Raw genomic sequence first — 15,916 nt, 5'->3', positions numbered from 1 at the left:
ATAACCTTTTCGCATGAATTATCTTGCCTTAACAACCTTTTAGTTCTTTGTTGTGTCAATATTATCAAGAGAAGCGGATGCTCTGCGTCAATGATTCAAGATATAGAATTAATTAATAAATGTGTTAAAGGTGAGCTGAAGGCGCAGCGCGAACTTTATGATCGCTATGCTGCAAAACTGATGCCAGTGGCTATGCGGTATGGGAAATCGCAAGAAGATGCCGAAGATATCCTTCAAGACGCATTTGTAAAGATTTTCAATAGTCTGGAATCGTTTCGGCAAGAAGCACAATTTCTTACTTGGTTGAAACGCATTGTGATCAATACCTCAATCAATCACAACAGAAAGAAGCTTTACCAGCAACCAATGCTGGATATTGATAAAACGCCACTTCATGTGGAAAAAGAATTGATTTTATCCAATCTACATTTCACCGAAATCATGGCAATGCTGCAAAAGTTGCCTGTCGGTTGTAGAACGGTGTTTAACCTCTTTGCAATAGAGGGTTATGGCCATAAGGAAATTGCGAAACAATTAGAGATCTCAGAGGGAACTTCTAAGTCGCAATATGCCAGGGCAAGAGCGCTTTTGAAATCTATGATTGATGAAGCAAATGGAGTTGTTCAATCTAATATGTTAATGTCATGAGCAGTTTTGAAAACGATATTCAAAATGTTTTTGAGGGAGCAGAATTTCAACCGTCCGATAGGGTCTGGACGGGTATTGAAGCTGCCTTAACAGCCAAAAAGAAGAAAGGGTTCTTCTTTATGTGGCAGACCTATGGAGTTGCAGCTGGTTTGGCTGTGATATTCACTTTCGGTTTCCTATACAATGATGGGTACTTTAATAGTAACTCAAATTTACCGGTCAAGGAACTGTCTAAGGTCGAAGGAGAGGACAATGAACAAGAGACAAAAGACCCTAACACGAAAAATAACGATGCTCCTAAAGAAACAGATGCTGGCAGCAATGACCAGTTAGCTTCTAACAAGGATGAATCAGAACTAAACACTGCGGATAACTCAAGAGAATCGATCAAGGACCCAATTTCTTCCAATACAGAGCTGAGTAGTTTACAGGCCAAGACTGAGAACGTAATACCTAAAGAAGGAAAGAGTGAGGAAGTCACTGGAGGAAACGATCCGGTTTCGGATATGCTTAAGCCGATTGAAAGTGTCGGACCATTTGAAGTGCTCAATCCATCCATCATGGTACTTGCTGAGCCTAAACCTTATCGCAATAGCCTTGCAGCAGAAATGCTGATGTTCAATGCTAAAATGGAGTTGGAACCTATGATGGAACTTGAGTTGGCAAGTGCAGAAAAAGTTGTTCCAAGAAGAGCTGATTTTAGTGGTCAGAATAGCCTTAATGGTTCTTTGGGTAATAGCGTAATGAATTTATCTTCAACGAGTTTCTCAACGAGTGCTGTACAGGCAGAATTGAAGGACCCAAGCAACTTGAATGCTTTGGCTGCTGATGTTGAGTCTAGTGAAGACCAAGCGGTAGGTGCTATTAGTGCTGGTTTTGGTTTTACTATGGATCTTAGCAGGAGGCTTTCTCTGAATCTAGGTGCGAGGTATTCCGAATTTAGATTCAGGAATAGATCGAACGCCTATTCGGTTGAGGATGGAAGGTCATTGCCAATTTATGCACCGATTGGTTTTGATTCGGAAAACGTATTCTTTGTCGGAGAATATGATTTAGAAAACACTGTTCAGAGTCTATTTCTACAGAGTACTTTTAGCTATAAGGTTGTGACTTTTGGCAAATTTGATATTGCGGTAAGAGCTGGTCTTGGTCTTGATTATTTCTTAGCCTATAAGATTAAAGGTGATCTTAACTTTCTCGAAACCCGAAAAGTTAACCCCTCAGAAAGTGATTTCTTGAACAGAACTAACATCAGTGGGGTCTCCGGTTTAGGCTTAAATTATAGACTAAATAGTCAGTTTGGAATTAGCGGAGATATTAGCTACAGAAGATTTGTTACTGGTATTGGTGATGAAGTAAACTCTAGTCCTGCCTCAGTATTAGGCTTTGGACTATCATTGAATTATTTCTTGACGAGAAAAGAGGAGTAACTAACCCTCGATAGTATCAATTTTTGTAGCGAACTCCTCCCACTCAATGTGCAGTGCCTCAAGCTTATCTTTTGACACCTGATGCAATTGACTTTTTTCAGCCAATAGGTCAGGGTCTCCGAATACTTCAGGTTTGCTGAGTTCTTCTTCAATACTTGAAACTTCCGCTTCCAGAACCTCAATTTTTGTTTCAATGGCACTAAGTTCTTTTTTCAATCGCTTGAGTTCCTTTTCTTCTTCGTTATCCCTTGGTTTTGGTTGGCTGACTTTAGGTTTTGTTTCAGTCTTTGGCTTTGTGTTTTGAGCTACGGTTTGCTTCTCTTTCTGAGATTGCCAGTATTCATATTCATCATAGGTTCCTGGGTAAACCTTTAACTCTCCATCCTCTATGTACCAGATTTTATTGGCGATTTGGGATACAAAATGCCTGTCGTGAGATACGATCACGAATGTACCTTCGTATTGTTGAAGTGCCTGTGTCAGAATGTTTACTGAAAGAAAATCCAGGTGATTGGTAGGCTCATCCATCATTAGGAAGTTGGCCTCTGATAGAAGGGTTTTGGACAAAGCTACGCGAGACTTTTCACCTCCAGAAAGGACTTTGATCTTCTTAAATACCTCATCGTTTTGAAAAAGGAAACAACCTAAGATGCCCCGTAATTCTCCTTCAGTTTTACTACTACCAGCCTGTTTGAGCTCATCCAGAATTTCATTCTGTAGGTTTAGGGCCTCTAATTGGTGCTGAGCGTAGAAAGCCGTAAGGACGTTGAAACCTTCTTTTCGCTCCCCTTCAATTGGCTCGGTGCCTGCAATGATCCGTAGCATAGTAGACTTCCCTTTTCCATTAGCACCAATAAGTGCGATTTTGTCACCACGTTCTATTTGAGCACTGGTATTCTTTAGGATTTGCAAGTCGCCATAAGCCTTAGAGATATTATTTAATTCGATGATATACCTACCTGATTTCTGCTTGAAACCGAACTTAAAGTTCATGGTCATATTTTCATCAACCACATCTTCAATCAGGTCCATCTTTTCCAAGGCTTTCACTCTTGACTGTACCTGACGTGCTTTAGTCGCTTTAGACCTGAATCGCTCTACAAAACGTTCCGTTTGTTTGATGGCCTGCTGCTGGTTTTCAAAAGCGTTCTTTTGAATCTCTTCGCGTAGTGTCTTTTCCTTTAAGTAAAAGGAATAGTTACCTGCATAATGTGTAAGACTTTGCCTAGCAACTTCGACAGTGGATGTAATCACATTATCAAGGAACTGCCTATCGTGTGATACTACTATAATCGCACCTTCATAATTTCTAAGGTAATTCTCAATCCATTGAATTGACGGAAGGTCAAGGTGGTTGGTAGGCTCATCAAGCATCAGGAGGGAAGGCTTCTGAAGTAAGAGCTTAGCCAGCATTACACGCATTCTCCAGCCACCAGAAAATTCTCTCAATGGGCGTTGCAAATCTTCTGTACGAAATCCAATTCCTTCGAGGATCGCCTCAGCTTCAGACTGAAGGCTATACCCACCAAGTGCTTCATACTCATCCTGAGCCTTAGTCAACTTATCTACAAGTTGTTCCTCGTAGTTAGTTTCCATCTGCTTAAGGATAGAATCAATTTTTCGCTGAAGTTGATTAGCCCGCTCAAATGCCTGCATCGCCACGGCTAATATGCTTTCATCTGATTGGTAAGAGAGCAGGTCTTGGTTCAAGAAGCCTATGGTACAATCCTTACTTTTTGAGATCTCGCCACTAGTTGCCTGATAATTGCCAATGATCAAGTGCAGAAGGGTGGATTTACCCTTGCCATTCAAACCAATCAGACCGATTTTATCATTGGGTTTGATATGCAACGAAGCATTGTCATACAAGGCTCTGTCACCGATAAGATAGGAAAGGTTGTTAATGGCAATCATGCCGCAAAATTAGCCTTCCCTAACACAAATCAAACCACAGCCTTTGATAAAATAGCATTCATGGAAATCCTTGTTTTTTGATACCTTCGGGAAAACGAATACTTCTTCCATGAACAAACTTGTCCTTACCCTAAGTCTAGCCTGTTTAATCAGCCTTTCTGCTGCATGTCAGTCTGCTGGGCAGCAAACAGATACCGAGTACAGTGCCAGACTAGCCAAGATAAATCTTCCCGATGGCTTTAAAATATCTATGTACGCCACAAACATTGTTGATGCCCGTTCACTAGCCAGAACAGATGATGGAAAAACAGTCTTTGTCGGTAATCGAAGAAGAAGGAATGTCTATGCTTTGACGGATACTAATGGAGATATGGTGGCCGATAAAGTAGACACGATCGCAACTGGACTCAGAATGCCTAACGGTGTTTACTTCCATAATGGTGATTTGTTTGTGGCCGAAGTGAGTAAAATTCATCGGTTTCCAGATATTATGAACAACCTAGCGTCACCTAAATCAGAAGTGATTTTCGATGGGTACCCCACTGAAACGCATCACGGATGGAAGTTTATTTCATTTGGCCCTGATGGAAAGCTCTATGTTCCTGTCGGTGCTCCTTGTAATGTATGTGATAAGTCAGAAGAAAATGAAGTTTATGCCTCCATTACCCGAATGAATCCGGATGGTTCTGATATGGAAGTATATGTAAAGGGAGTACGTAACTCTGTAGGCTTTGCATGGCACCCTGAGACGGGTGATATGTGGTTTACAGACAATGGAAGAGATTTATTGGGAGATGATGTCCCTGCCTGTGAATTAAATCATGTTTCAGCCAAAGGGGACCACTTTGGTTTTCCCTATTGGCATCAAGGTGATATTGCAGACCCTGATTTCGGAAAAGACCATGCCAAAGCTGACTATAGAGAGCCAGCATTCAAGTTTGAGCCACATTCGGCACCACTAGGCCTGAGATTCTATCAGGGGAATATGTTCCCCACTAAATACAAGAATAACATTTTGGTAGCGCAGCACGGTTCATGGAATAGGACGAAAGAAGCTGGTCATATTGGTTATCAATTGAGGTTTATTCAAGTTGAAGGTGATAAAGTGGTGAAGAGTGAGATTTTTGCAGATGGTTGGTTAGATGAGGAGACGAATAAAGGTTGGGGTAAGCCAGTAGATATTATGGAAATGCCTGATGGCTCTATCCTAGTTTCTGATGATGTTAACCACTGTATCTATAGAATCAGTTACGAGAATTAATTCGAAATTAATTTCGACAAAGGCCGCCCATTGGGTGGCCTTTTTTGTTAATTAGGACCAGATGCTTGAAGTCAGAAACATTTCTAAAACTTACCCGGGGGAGGATTATGGTGCTGTGAATAATGTCAGTCTCAGCATTGTCGAAAACCAGATCATAGCCCTAGTTGGCAAAAGTGGCTCAGGCAAGAGTACTATGCTGCAGATTATTGCGGGACTCATGAAGCCGGACCAGGGAGAAGTTCTTTTCAAAGGCATCCCCTTGCAAGACCCTGATGAACAGCTAATTGCTGGTCACCCAAAAATCAAAGTAGTCTTTCAAGACTTTCAGCTTAAGCCTAATATGTCGGTGGAGGAAAACATCCGATATAAACTTCTTCATTTCGACAAGGAATATCAAATGGAGAGGACAGCAGAGTTATTGGCCCTTTGCAATATTTCTGAACTGGCTGCTAGAATGCCCAAGGAACTCTCGGGAGGACAAAAGCAAAGACTTTCGATTGCCAGAGCTCTGGCGGATGATCCGGAGCTACTCTTAATGGACGAGCCCTTTAGTAATCTCGATCCATTGACTAAGCAAGATTTACTTATCGAATTGGTCGATATCGTTAAGTCAGAGAATCTAGGACTGATTTTCGTTACGCACGATACGAGAGATGCTATGCTGGTTGCCGATCGAGTGGCCTTCTTATCGGAAGGGGAGATGATTCAAAATGACACAGTCCCAAACATATACCAATCACCTAAAAACTTAGAGGTAGCCAAATTCTTTGGTCGTGTTAATGATGTAGCTTCACTCACCAATAAGGCCAATGCCTATGTGCGTGCAGAATGTATTGGCCTTGGTGCTCAATTTGATTACCAAAGGAAGGTGAGGCTTCAGAAGTCCATTTTCTTAGGAGGTAAGTATTTGATAGAAGCCTTTGATGAGGATAATCAGGAGCTGTATTTCTTGTATTCTGATGCTGCTATCAATATCCAAAATGGAACTTTTATGATCGGCTTTAATGATGCTGAAATATTGAGGTTTTAGTATTCGGTTCTTGTAGAAGATTTTTTCGTATCTTAGCTTCGTATAGTTTCTATACATCCTCAACACAACCATCGACTTTTTCGACTTACCTTTCACGGTACATAGACACTATTTTTATACAACTGACTAACTAAACGATGAAAAGATCAGCACTTTTAACATTGGCATTCATTGTCATGTGCAGCGTTGCCCTAAAAGCACAAAACCTTAACAAGGTTTATGGAGCAATGGAAGAAGAAGATTGGGAGGTAGCCTTAAGCTACTTGGAACCAATCATGGCAAAAAAGAAAAAGAACTATGAGGTAAAATGGCTGGCCGCTATTTGTCATTCACAACGTTATCGCTTTGATAAGTCTTACGCCCTGTTCCAAGAAGCTCTACCTTATGCAGAAGATGACCCCTCATTTTGGATTCCTTATGCTGAAGCATACCTATTTGGTGGAAGAGTAGATGATGCCGAAAGAACTTTAAGAAGGGTTAATCAAAACTTACTAGAGGATTATGCAAAACCGCGTTATTTTGAAATATTCAATAACATTCAAAACGCCAAACTCTACCTGCCTCAGCCGAAAGAGATTATTGTAAAAAATCTGGGAGCAAATGTTAATACTGTTGGTAACGAGTATAGTCAAATTGTCACCTCTAATCAAAGAGGTATATTCTTTACCGCGAGAAGAGAAGGGCTTGGTGAGGTTGCCGATGATGGTGAATACTATGAGCAGGTATTGACTGCTGATATGAATGAACTTGACGACTGGAATAAGGATAAACCTCTTGCTGGGTATGCCTCAGATGGCACTTTTGATGCTCCTATTCAACTTCTTAATAATGATAGTACGCTGATTACTTATAGAGAAGAGGACCTCTTTATGTCTCAACTAGGAGCTGATGGTGTTTGGGGACAAAGAGAAGAACTTCCTATTAATACAGGTAAATGGGAACCGCATGCATTTGTATACAACAATGGGAATTCGATTATCTACGCCTCAGACTTTGGTAATAATAATGAAAACTCTGACTTATACATTGTGCACAAGTCAGCAGATGGGAAATGGTCAAAACCATATTTCATTGAAGAACTGAATACTCCTAAGAAAGAAGACGCTCCTTATGTAGCAGAAGATGGAACACTTTATTTTTCATCAAAAGGACATGATTCAATGGGAGGTTACGATATTTTCACTTCAAGACTTGATACGGCTACCGGCTTGTTCTCAAAGCCAGAAAATATGGGAGCACCGATCAACCTACCAACTGATGACACTTTTTTTACCCTTTATGGTAAAAACGCATACTTCTCTTCTAGCCGACCAGGTGGATATGGAGAGGTTGATATTTATCGTGTGATCATGTTCAACAACTCTCAGATCCAGGGTAAAGTACTCGAGTGTGATAATGTAACAGCAGTAGGTAATGCCACTATCTCGGTCGTAGGCCAAGAGGATAAATACTCTGCAGTGACGAATGAATATGGCGTGTACTTTATGAATATGCCAATCGAGAGTGATTTCACTCTTAGAGTTGAACGAGATGGAGAAGTGCTCTATGAAAAAGAGCATCAAATTCGAGTATTGTTTAGAGATGAGTTTGAAATAGAACAAGATTTCTTTATTGGAGAATGTGGTCGAAATGAAAAGGAGATCTATGTCAAAATGATCAATAGCTTTGATTTAGATCCGAACAATATTCCAGTAGATCCACCATCAACTGAAGGGGTAGTGATTCCAGTGGTTGAAGAAGAACCTGAGCCTGTTGTAGAGGAGGTAGTCGAAGCTGTGGAAGAAGTCGTGGAAGCTACCGCAGACACAGTGGTCGAAGAATCTCCAGTAGCTGTTGTTGAGGAAAAAGCAGCTGATCCGGTTGTAGTTGCTGAGGAAGAGTTAATCGAATTGCCTAACGTTTTCTTTGACTTCGATAAACAGAATATCAAGGCTGAGTTTTTTGAAAGACTTAATGAGGCAGCAGAGCTACTTCAAAGAAGAACAGATCTAAGAATCATGGTAGCTGGCCATACAGATGCCTATGGTACGAATGAATATAATGTTGCTCTGGGGCAGAGGAGATACACTGCAGTTTTCAACTATTTGAAAGACAAGGGAGTTGATGCTGACCAAATGGACGTGCAGACTTTTAGTGAGGACTTGCCGATAGCTTCGAACAGAACTGTCAAAGGAAGAGCCTTTAACAGAAGGGTGGAACTCTACTTCGTAGATGAAAATGGAGAGAGAAAGAAATAGAACGTTGTCTAGAAAAAAGGGAGTCATTAATGACTCCCTTTTTTTATTTCATATTTGAGAAGAATACGAGAATCTTGAGTTCTTCTTCGATTTCAAAGAACCTATGCTCAACATTGGCTTTCACATAAAGGACAGCACCTTCCTTTACAGCTGTTTCATTTTGGCCTGCTAAGAATTTAGCTTTCCCCGAGAGGATGTAGTAAACCTCATCATGTTCGTGAGGCTGCTGAGTGTCCTCAGATCCCTTTGGTAGTATATAAAGTCCAGTCCTTAGCTTATCGACATTGAGAAAAGGGAGGTATCTGCGATTCCCTGATTTAAGTTCTTTTTCAAGAGATGCTATGTCATAGAATTTTGAATTCATAGTCTGTTTTTTTGAGCCCACTCTGCCAAGTAGTCTGACTGGGTTGGTAAATAAAAATAAACCAAGTGTAGCTATAAATGATCTTCTCTGTGACATATTCATCAGTTTAAGGTTAAAACATTAATAAGCTCAAAACGAATTGTGTTTTGGGAAACCCCGGTAAGATTTTCCATTCACTCACTATGAAACCTGACTATAGAGGGATCTTCTATAGTCAGAAGGAGATTGCCCAATTCTTTTCTTAAAGGCATTTAGGAAGGAAGTTTTATTGTTAAAGCCTGCATCCAAGCCAATGGCAATCAGTTTAGCGTTTTGGTATTCTTCCTCTTTCATGAGTCTAATGGCTTCATCTACTCTTAACTCATTTAGATAATCTGAATATTTCTGTTTTTTAGCCACATTGATGACCTGTGAGACTACATGAGGACTATGTTCTAGGAGAGAGGCAAGCTGGCTTAATTTCAAGTCACCGTTGGTGTACAGCTTGTCCTTCTGCATTAAGTCATCAAGTTGCTGTGCAATGAGCTTTATAGCCTGATCGGTCAGAGATGACTTTTGATATTTCTCTTGGGACAATTTATTATCAGATGCAACTGGATGCTTAAAGCCATGGTACCCGATAAAGTAAATGAATAAAGTCATACCCATTGAAACCATATAGTCGTGCTGGATTTGTAAAACTCCTGTCCAAACCAATATATAATACGTCAAGAGGCAGATTGCATAACCTAAGAAGGAAAGAGCGACTTGCCTTACCCACTTGTTATTGTTTTCTAATCGGATAAAGAACAAGTTGTACAATGCATAAACCAATACATGAAGGGACGCAAAAGCACTAAAAAGGTAATATGATTGAAAATCAGGTTGGATGAATTGAATGCTATACATCAATGCATTGACCAACAAGAATGGCAAGAAGTGTAAGCCATAAAACCTTGGTAATTTTTGACGTAACGAATAATAGAGATAGAAATAGGCAAGTGGCCCAAAGAGTAGAGTGAACTGCAGAATTATACTAAGAATTGGACTTAGCTGACTAGAAATACCTGTCCAGTACGTTACGTAGTAGGCAATAGTGATTGTGAATGTCAGCATCAGAAGTGCCAGTAAGTACTGTGCTTTTTTTGCTGTTTCAACCCTTGAGGGTTTTAAGAAGAGCATTGAAGAAAGAAACACACCTTGTGCCGCGGCAGCAATAAAAAGTACAATCCAAATATCCAGTTTGGCTTCCATGAATATGCTTACGTAGGTTGGCAAGATAAGGATAAAGGAGAATATCCTTTGATCACATGTTTGTGTGAGATCTCCGGAGTGGCAATGTGGAACACCTCAATAGTCCACTCAATTTTGAGGTCTCTTTGAACTTTACATCTACGGTTTCTATTCCTCTGCTAGCCAGTTCTTCTTTCAGTCTGTGAAACTGCTCCTCGACAATGACTTTAGTAGGTGACACTGAGAATATGTTAGGAAACATCCTCTGTTTTTCTTCTAATGAAACTCTAATGAAATCATCTTCATCGAAAAGATCATAGAGTACTTCTGGCCTCGATTTGAACCCTTCTTCATAGATGATTGCAGACTTTTCTCCTACAGGTTGAAAAGCACAATCTAGATGAAGAATATTTGTTTGTGGGCTGTCAGTCACCTCTAATGGAAGCGCGTGAACACTTTTATCCTGAAAATGATTTTTAAGGAATTCATATCCTGCCATATTGGTTCGCCTACTAATACCGACAAATACATAATCATTGTGTACGATTACATCACCTCCTTCGACAAGCACATCATCTGGAAGTCTCAATACATCTGACTTAGGAACATCACTTAAAAGTTGTTCGATACCTGGAAACTCTTTTTGTCTTACAGGCTCTCTCATGTTGGCAATAACGAATTTGTTGTCAATGGCAAAGCCTATATCTCGAGTGAAGATTTGTTCTACTCCTTCGAGATTTCTGGGTCTAAGCACTTGTACATTGGCCTCTAGAAGCGCCTTTTCAAAAGTTGCCAACTCATTAAGTATGTCTGACTCCACAGGGTAGGTACCATTGAGCATATGAGATTTACTGACAGGATTGATGTCCAGAGGTGCGCCCATATCGTTTGCGATACCGAGAATCACCACTTCAAGAGGGGCTGTTTCGTTAGAGACTTGGATTTTCAAATTGAGATGTCTTTCAAAGTATCCTCAATTTAATCATTCAGTCCGCTTTGAAATTGTTTTGTAAATAATTGTTCCGCTAACGATTGAAAAGAGCGCTGCTAAGGCAAAGGCAGCTCCTGGGAAATAGAAACTAGATGTGGTAGTGAAGTAAAAGAAGATTCCAGTCATAATTAGGGGTCCAAAGATATTACCAAGGTTCTGTAGACTTGTAATGGCCCCCATGAATTCACCTTGTTCATTGGCAGGCACTTGTGAAGACATTATACCTTGAAGAGTAGGCCCCGCCAGTCCACCCATAACATATACTGCTAGGAAGGAGTACATCATCCATTCTTGAGAAGCCATCGCAAAGAGGATAAAACCAGTTAGGTTGCAAGCTAGGCCAATGTAGATGGTTTTACTCTGACCAAACTTCTTGACCGCTCTGCCAATGAGTACAGCCTGAACAATGGCTACAAAGAACCCAACTACTGCTAGAGAGATTCCAATATCTAATTCGGTCCATTCAAATACTTCTTTGCCGAAAAATGACCAGTTGCTCTGCACAGAGTGGCTGGCCACATAGATGATAAAGAAGGCAATGAAAAGATTCTTTAAGAAAGGATATTTGGTGAGGCTTTTGAGTGATCCTATGGGATTTGCCCTTTTCCATTCAAACTTGCGCCTGTTCTCTTTGCTAAGTGATTCGGGTAGCACAAAAAAGCCATATATGAAGTTTAGGAAAGTTAAACCAGCTGAAACAAAGAAGGGTAGTCGTATGTCTACCTGGCCTAACAAGCCACCTAATACAGGGCCAAGTATAAACCCTAGCCCAAAAGCAGCACCGATCATTCCAAAGTTCTTGGGTCTGTCCTCTGGGGCACTTATATCTGCAACGTAGGCAGAAGCCGATGAGAAACTTGCCCCACAAATACCTGCGACTATTCTAGCACCAAATAACCATACGATTGTTGGTGCAAATGCAACAACGACATAATCGATTGTCAAACCAAAAAGGGCTATAAGAATGACCAACCTTCTTCCATATTGATCGCTCAGTCCACCGAGTATTGGCGCAAACAGAAATTGCATGAAGGCATAGGTGAAAAGTAGTAATCCTCCTATGAAAGAGGCTTCTCCGGCATCTGGATAGCCTAATTCGCCTAAAAGGCCTGGAATAATCGGAATGATTATTCCTATGCCAATGACATCTAGTAAAACGGTAAATAGTATAAAGCCTAGGGCAGGGGTACGCTTAGCCATGGTTGATTAAAGAGTGGCTGAAGATAGATAAAAACTCTGATTTAAACCTCAGTCCGATTCCCTACTATTAAACCGAGTCCTACGATGATGGGCCCATAGACAATCAAATAAGAATCGCCCATGTTAATGACACCAGTATAGGTAAGCACTGTGGCAAGTACGCCAACAATCAAAAGAAACCATCCCACCATTAAGTACTCTCTTCTATGACTTTTATATGCCCCATGGAGCGCATTTGTTAGCAGGTTATCGTCAACATACTTAATAATCTGGTTAATTTCTTGAGGTTCCAGATTGAAGGCTTGTAGCTCTTCCCGTAGTGTTCCGAAGTCTTTACCTTTTCGAGCTTCCTCTAGACAATAATCGATGAGTTTTCCCTTGTCCATGTTAGATAATATTTACCTCAGGGGTTAACTCAATGCCAAACTTTTCGCTTACACTTGTTCGAATTTTGAAGGCAAGGTCTTTCAAGTCGACACCTTTACCCTGTCCGTAGTTGACGAGTACCAAGGGTTGATTTTTATGAACGCCAATTTGGCCAAATGTCTTTCCTTTCCACCCCGCTTGCTCAATCAGCCAGGCCGCAGGAATCTTCACTACATTATTGGGCAATTGGTAACCCGGAATATTAGGAAATTCAGCTTTAAGGCCCTCAAAGTCGATTTTTCCAACCTCTGGATTCTTGAAAAAGCTACCGGCATTTCCAATTTCTTTTGGATCGGGGAGTTTACTTTGCCTGATTTTGATGACAGCATCACTCACTGCCTTGATGCTTAATTCTGAGATGCCCAATTCATTAAGTGTATCTTGAATTGCACCGTAAGAAATATTGAATTCAGGCTTTTTATTCAACCTAAAAACTACTGACGTGATAATGTACTTGCCCTTGTGAGATTTTTTGAAAATACTCTCTCTATATCCAAATTCGCATTCTTCCTTATTGAAAGTATGTACAATTCCTGTCTCGATCTCAACTGCTTTTAAGGACTCAAAGACTTGCTTGATCTCTACGCCATAAGCGCCAATGTTTTGCATTGGAGCTGCACCGACAGTTCCGGGAATAAGAGATAGATTTTCAACCCCTGCCCAATTATTAGCTATGGCATGTAGTACGAATTCATGCCAGTTTTCACCTGCTTGGACTTCAGCGAAGATGTGGTCCTTGTTTTCTTCAATGACAGAGATGCCTCTAAGCTCGTTTTTCAGCACGTAGCCCTCAAAATCCTGAGTCAGCAGTAGGTTACTTCCACCACCGAGTATTAATAATGGTGAATCTCCAATAGACTTTAGTAAAGCTTGAAGTTCACCTAGCGATGAGAATGTCTGGAACTTCCTCGCTCGGGCATCAATTCCAAAAGTATTGAATGGTTTGAGAGAAACGTTTTCTGAGAAATTGGCCATTATTGATCTAATAACCTTCTGTGATAGTTGAGTTGGCCTAAGTGATAATTCAAATGCCCGTAGAGGTGGTTAATAAAGAAAATGGTTGTCATTTCCTTTCCGAACACATTAACCGGATAGTTTTCCTCAAGTTGTTCCTCGTTCAATGCGCTGAGCGTTTCAGAGACAACCTTCTTTGTCGTCTTAATCAGGTCTATCAGCTCAGATCTTTTAACATCCTTAAGGTTGAATTCATCATCTCTTTGTCTGATGTAACCAGATCCACCAAGCATAGCACCAATAAAGTGTCTTAAGTTACCACATAAGTGGAGGGCAAGATTACCGCCAGAGTTTGTGATTTCACCTTCTACTTTCCACAAGTTGGCTTCATCCTTATAAGCTTTAACTTCTGTTAAGAGCTTGTCCAGGTCCCTTTCGTAGAGCCCATTGAGAGATTCGATTACTGCTTTCATAGGTCCAAATCCTTTTTAATGGCTTCGATTCTGGCCATTAAAGAAGCTTTTACAGATGCTTGATCTTCTTTTGCTTCCAGTGGCATGTTTACACTAATATAAAACTTGATTTTTGGTTCTGTACCGGAGGGTCTGGCAGAAATTTTAGCACCATCTTCTAGTATGAACTGTAGTACGTTTGATTTGGGTAAATCAATTACTGCTGTAAAACCATTAACCAAGTCCGTTTCCTTAGATGTCTGATAGTCGCAAACCTTATTTACTCTGCTGCCAGCGATTGCTGTTGGAGGATTTGATCTAAAACCAGACATCATTGCCTGTATTTCTTCAGCCCCTTGCTTTCCGGTTTTTGTCATTGAAACTAGTGCTTCTTGATAGTAGCCAAATTTCAGGTAAACTTCGGTTAGTAGATCAAAGACAGTAAGTCCTTGGTCTTTCGCCCAAGCGGTCATTTCGGCAAGCATAGCGCAGGAGGCAATAGCATCTTTGTCTCTTACAAAGTCGCTGATCATGTAACCATAACTTTCCTCACCACCTCCAATGAATTCTTTTTTGCCCTCTAATTCTTTGATTAATGATGCAATGAATTTGAAACCAGTGAGTGTGTTTGGACAGTCTACACCAAAACTTTCGGCAATTCGGTCTAAAAGATCTGAAGTAACGATTGTCTTGATAATCATTTGATTACCATTGAGCTTTCCATTTTCCTTCCATTTAGAAAGAAGAAAGTAAATCAGCAAAGCAGCGGCTTGGTTACCATTAAGTAATTCAAACTCGCCATTCTTATTCTTTGCAGCAATGCCCACTCTATCTGCATCAGGGTCAGTCGCCATTACTAAATCGGCATCCAGCCTTTGTGCTTGCTTCAAGGCCATGGTCATGGCTTCTTCCTCTTCCGGGTTAGGATATACTACCGTTGGAAAGTTACCATTGGGTTCAGCCTGTTCTTCTACTATCGAAACGTTTTTGAAACCCTTTCTTTCCAAAACTTCAGGCACAAGTGTGATCGAAGTTCCGTGAATAGGAGTGAAGACAATTTTTAAATCGGACTGCCTATCAATAGCATCTTGAGCCAGTGTAAGGTCTAAAATGGCATCAATATATTGTTCGTCCATCATTCTACCGATCGACTCTATTTTACTCTCGTTTTTGTCAAAATTGACTGCTTCGAAACCAGCAATGGCCTGAACCTCGGCAATGATATTTTTGTCATGAGGCGCAATGACTTGGGCACCATCATCCCAATAAGCCTTATAGCCGTTGTATTCCTTTGGATTATGAGAGGCGGTTAAAACAACACCACTTTTGCAACCCAACTTCCTTATAGCATAAGATAATTCTGGGGTGGGCCTTAGGTCTTCAAATAAGTAGACATGAATATGATTAGCTGAGAAAACGGCAGCCGTTGTTTCAGCAAAGAAACGACTGTTATTTCGACTGTCGTGTGCTATAGCCACTTTAATTTCTTCACCTGGAAAAGACTTTAGAAGATAATTGGCAAGGCCTTGCGTAGCCATGCCTATGGTGTACTTGTTAATACGATTGGAGCCTGGACCCATTACTCCACGTAGGCCACCTGTTCCAAATTCTAGATCTTTGTAGAAAGAGTCTGTCAGTTCATCTTCAGACATGGCCCTGATAAGTGCTTTGCTTTCCTCATCTATAGCACTATTGAGCCATAAATCTATTTTTTCCTGTGTCGATTGATCAATCATTACTGAGAATTAATTGGTCACTTCTAGCAAAATCAAAACTGTAAGAAGTAACTATTGCAAC

At 40.6% G+C, this 15,916-nt stretch carries 14 protein-coding genes; 5 read left to right on the top strand and 9 right to left on the bottom strand.

Annotated features, from left to right (window positions below):
- Positions 1-90: 90 nt before the first annotated feature.
- Both J4E76_RS04240 and J4E76_RS04235 read left to right on the top strand, forming a co-directional pair.
- The gene (locus tag J4E76_RS04240; RefSeq protein WP_208501488.1) at positions 91-648 is read left to right on the top strand and encodes an RNA polymerase sigma factor; all 558 of its coding nucleotides are present in this window, start codon (positions 91-93) and stop codon (positions 646-648) included.
- Positions 645-2,078, top strand: coding sequence for a hypothetical protein (locus tag J4E76_RS04235; protein ID WP_208501487.1), 1,434 nt, complete (start codon positions 645-647; stop codon positions 2,076-2,078). Before J4E76_RS04240 ends, J4E76_RS04235 begins: the two co-directional genes overlap by 4 nt.
- On the opposite strand, the gene J4E76_RS04230 is transcribed toward J4E76_RS04235, so the two are convergent.
- Positions 2,079-3,992 (bottom strand): ABC-F family ATP-binding cassette domain-containing protein, encoded by a 1,914-nt coding sequence (locus tag J4E76_RS04230; RefSeq protein WP_208501486.1) that lies wholly within the window; start codon positions 3,990-3,992, stop codon positions 2,079-2,081.
- Positions 3,993-4,101: 109 nt separating this feature from the next.
- Between J4E76_RS04230 and J4E76_RS04225 the strand changes: the two genes are divergently transcribed.
- From J4E76_RS04225 to J4E76_RS04215, 3 genes are all read left to right on the top strand, one after another.
- Positions 4,102-5,253: a sorbosone dehydrogenase family protein gene (locus tag J4E76_RS04225; RefSeq protein ID WP_208501485.1), complete on the top strand. Its 1,152-nt coding sequence runs from the start codon at positions 4,102-4,104 to the stop codon at positions 5,251-5,253.
- A 61-nt stretch (positions 5,254-5,314) separates the two neighbouring features.
- Positions 5,315-6,283, top strand: coding sequence for an ABC transporter ATP-binding protein (locus J4E76_RS04220; protein ID WP_208501484.1), 969 nt, complete (start codon positions 5,315-5,317; stop codon positions 6,281-6,283).
- A 137-nt stretch (positions 6,284-6,420) separates the two neighbouring features.
- A complete protein-coding gene (locus J4E76_RS04215; protein WP_208501483.1) occupies positions 6,421-8,520 on the top strand; it encodes an OmpA family protein in 2,100 nt (699 codons plus the stop codon).
- Positions 8,521-8,563: 43 nt separating this feature from the next.
- Here J4E76_RS04215 and J4E76_RS04210 read toward each other — a convergent pair whose 3' ends face one another.
- The 8 genes from J4E76_RS04210 to J4E76_RS04175 all read right to left on the bottom strand — a co-directional run bounded on the left by J4E76_RS04210 (position 8,564) and on the right by J4E76_RS04175 (position 15,855).
- Positions 8,564-8,980, bottom strand: a complete 417-nt coding sequence (locus J4E76_RS04210; protein ID WP_208501482.1) for a cupin domain-containing protein — start codon at positions 8,978-8,980, stop codon at positions 8,564-8,566.
- Between the two features lie 84 nt (positions 8,981-9,064).
- Complete coding sequence (locus tag J4E76_RS04205) at positions 9,065-10,117, bottom strand: AraC family transcriptional regulator (protein ID WP_208501481.1); 1,053 nt, start codon at positions 10,115-10,117, stop codon at positions 9,065-9,067.
- Positions 10,118-10,169: 52 nt separating this feature from the next.
- The gene (locus J4E76_RS04200; protein ID WP_208501479.1) at positions 10,170-11,045 is read right to left on the bottom strand and encodes a dimethylarginine dimethylaminohydrolase family protein; all 876 of its coding nucleotides are present in this window, start codon (positions 11,043-11,045) and stop codon (positions 10,170-10,172) included.
- Positions 11,046-11,078: 33 nt separating this feature from the next.
- Positions 11,079-12,287 (bottom strand): TCR/Tet family MFS transporter, encoded by a 1,209-nt coding sequence (locus J4E76_RS04195; protein WP_208501477.1) that lies wholly within the window; start codon positions 12,285-12,287, stop codon positions 11,079-11,081.
- A 41-nt stretch (positions 12,288-12,328) separates the two neighbouring features.
- Positions 12,329-12,673, bottom strand: a complete 345-nt coding sequence (locus J4E76_RS04190; protein WP_208501475.1) for a hypothetical protein — start codon at positions 12,671-12,673, stop codon at positions 12,329-12,331.
- A gap of 1 nt (position 12,674) precedes the next feature.
- The gene (murB, locus tag J4E76_RS04185; RefSeq protein ID WP_208501473.1) at positions 12,675-13,688 is read right to left on the bottom strand and encodes a UDP-N-acetylmuramate dehydrogenase; all 1,014 of its coding nucleotides are present in this window, start codon (positions 13,686-13,688) and stop codon (positions 12,675-12,677) included.
- On the bottom strand, positions 13,688-14,140 hold the full coding sequence (locus tag J4E76_RS04180) for a DinB family protein (protein ID WP_208501472.1): 453 nt from the start codon (positions 14,138-14,140) through the stop codon (positions 13,688-13,690). The genes murB and J4E76_RS04180 overlap by 1 nt, the downstream gene beginning before the upstream one ends.
- Entirely contained in the window at positions 14,137-15,855 is a 1,719-nt protein-coding gene (locus J4E76_RS04175; protein WP_208501471.1) for a phospho-sugar mutase, read from the bottom strand. Before J4E76_RS04175 ends, J4E76_RS04180 begins: the two co-directional genes overlap by 4 nt.
- Positions 15,856-15,916: the final 61 nt, after the last annotated feature.

This window comes from Roseivirga sp. E12 (assembly GCF_017592825.1).
In the GTDB taxonomy this organism is placed as follows: Bacteria; Bacteroidota; Bacteroidia; order Cytophagales; family Cyclobacteriaceae; genus Roseivirga.
Note: the sequence above shows the minus strand (reverse complement) of the source record. Positions and strands in the feature narration are given on the sequence as shown.

What these genes read in the sequence shown, in the direction of transcription:
- J4E76_RS04240 (WP_208501488.1), top strand. Translation starts at nt 91, where the DNA reads ATGATTCAAGATATAGAATTAATTAATAAATGTGTTAAAGGTGAGCTG.
- J4E76_RS04235 (WP_208501487.1), top strand. Translation starts at nt 645, where the DNA reads ATGAGCAGTTTTGAAAACGATATTCAAAATGTTTTTGAGGGAGCAGAA.
- J4E76_RS04230 (WP_208501486.1), bottom strand. Translation starts at nt 3,992, where the DNA reads ATGATTGCCATTAACAACCTTTCCTATCTTATCGGTGACAGAGCCTTG.
- J4E76_RS04225 (WP_208501485.1), top strand. Translation starts at nt 4,102, where the DNA reads ATGAACAAACTTGTCCTTACCCTAAGTCTAGCCTGTTTAATCAGCCTT.
- J4E76_RS04220 (WP_208501484.1), top strand. Translation starts at nt 5,315, where the DNA reads ATGCTTGAAGTCAGAAACATTTCTAAAACTTACCCGGGGGAGGATTAT.
- J4E76_RS04215 (WP_208501483.1), top strand. Translation starts at nt 6,421, where the DNA reads ATGAAAAGATCAGCACTTTTAACATTGGCATTCATTGTCATGTGCAGC.
- J4E76_RS04210 (WP_208501482.1), bottom strand. Translation starts at nt 8,980, where the DNA reads ATGTCACAGAGAAGATCATTTATAGCTACACTTGGTTTATTTTTATTT.
- J4E76_RS04205 (WP_208501481.1), bottom strand. Translation starts at nt 10,117, where the DNA reads ATGGAAGCCAAACTGGATATTTGGATTGTACTTTTTATTGCTGCCGCG.
- J4E76_RS04195 (WP_208501477.1), bottom strand. Translation starts at nt 12,287, where the DNA reads ATGGCTAAGCGTACCCCTGCCCTAGGCTTTATACTATTTACCGTTTTA.
- J4E76_RS04190 (WP_208501475.1), bottom strand. Translation starts at nt 12,673, where the DNA reads ATGGACAAGGGAAAACTCATCGATTATTGTCTAGAGGAAGCTCGAAAA.
- murB (WP_208501473.1), bottom strand. Translation starts at nt 13,688, where the DNA reads ATGGCCAATTTCTCAGAAAACGTTTCTCTCAAACCATTCAATACTTTT.
- J4E76_RS04180 (WP_208501472.1), bottom strand. Translation starts at nt 14,140, where the DNA reads ATGAAAGCAGTAATCGAATCTCTCAATGGGCTCTACGAAAGGGACCTG.
- J4E76_RS04175 (WP_208501471.1), bottom strand. Translation starts at nt 15,855, where the DNA reads ATGATTGATCAATCGACACAGGAAAAAATAGATTTATGGCTCAATAGT.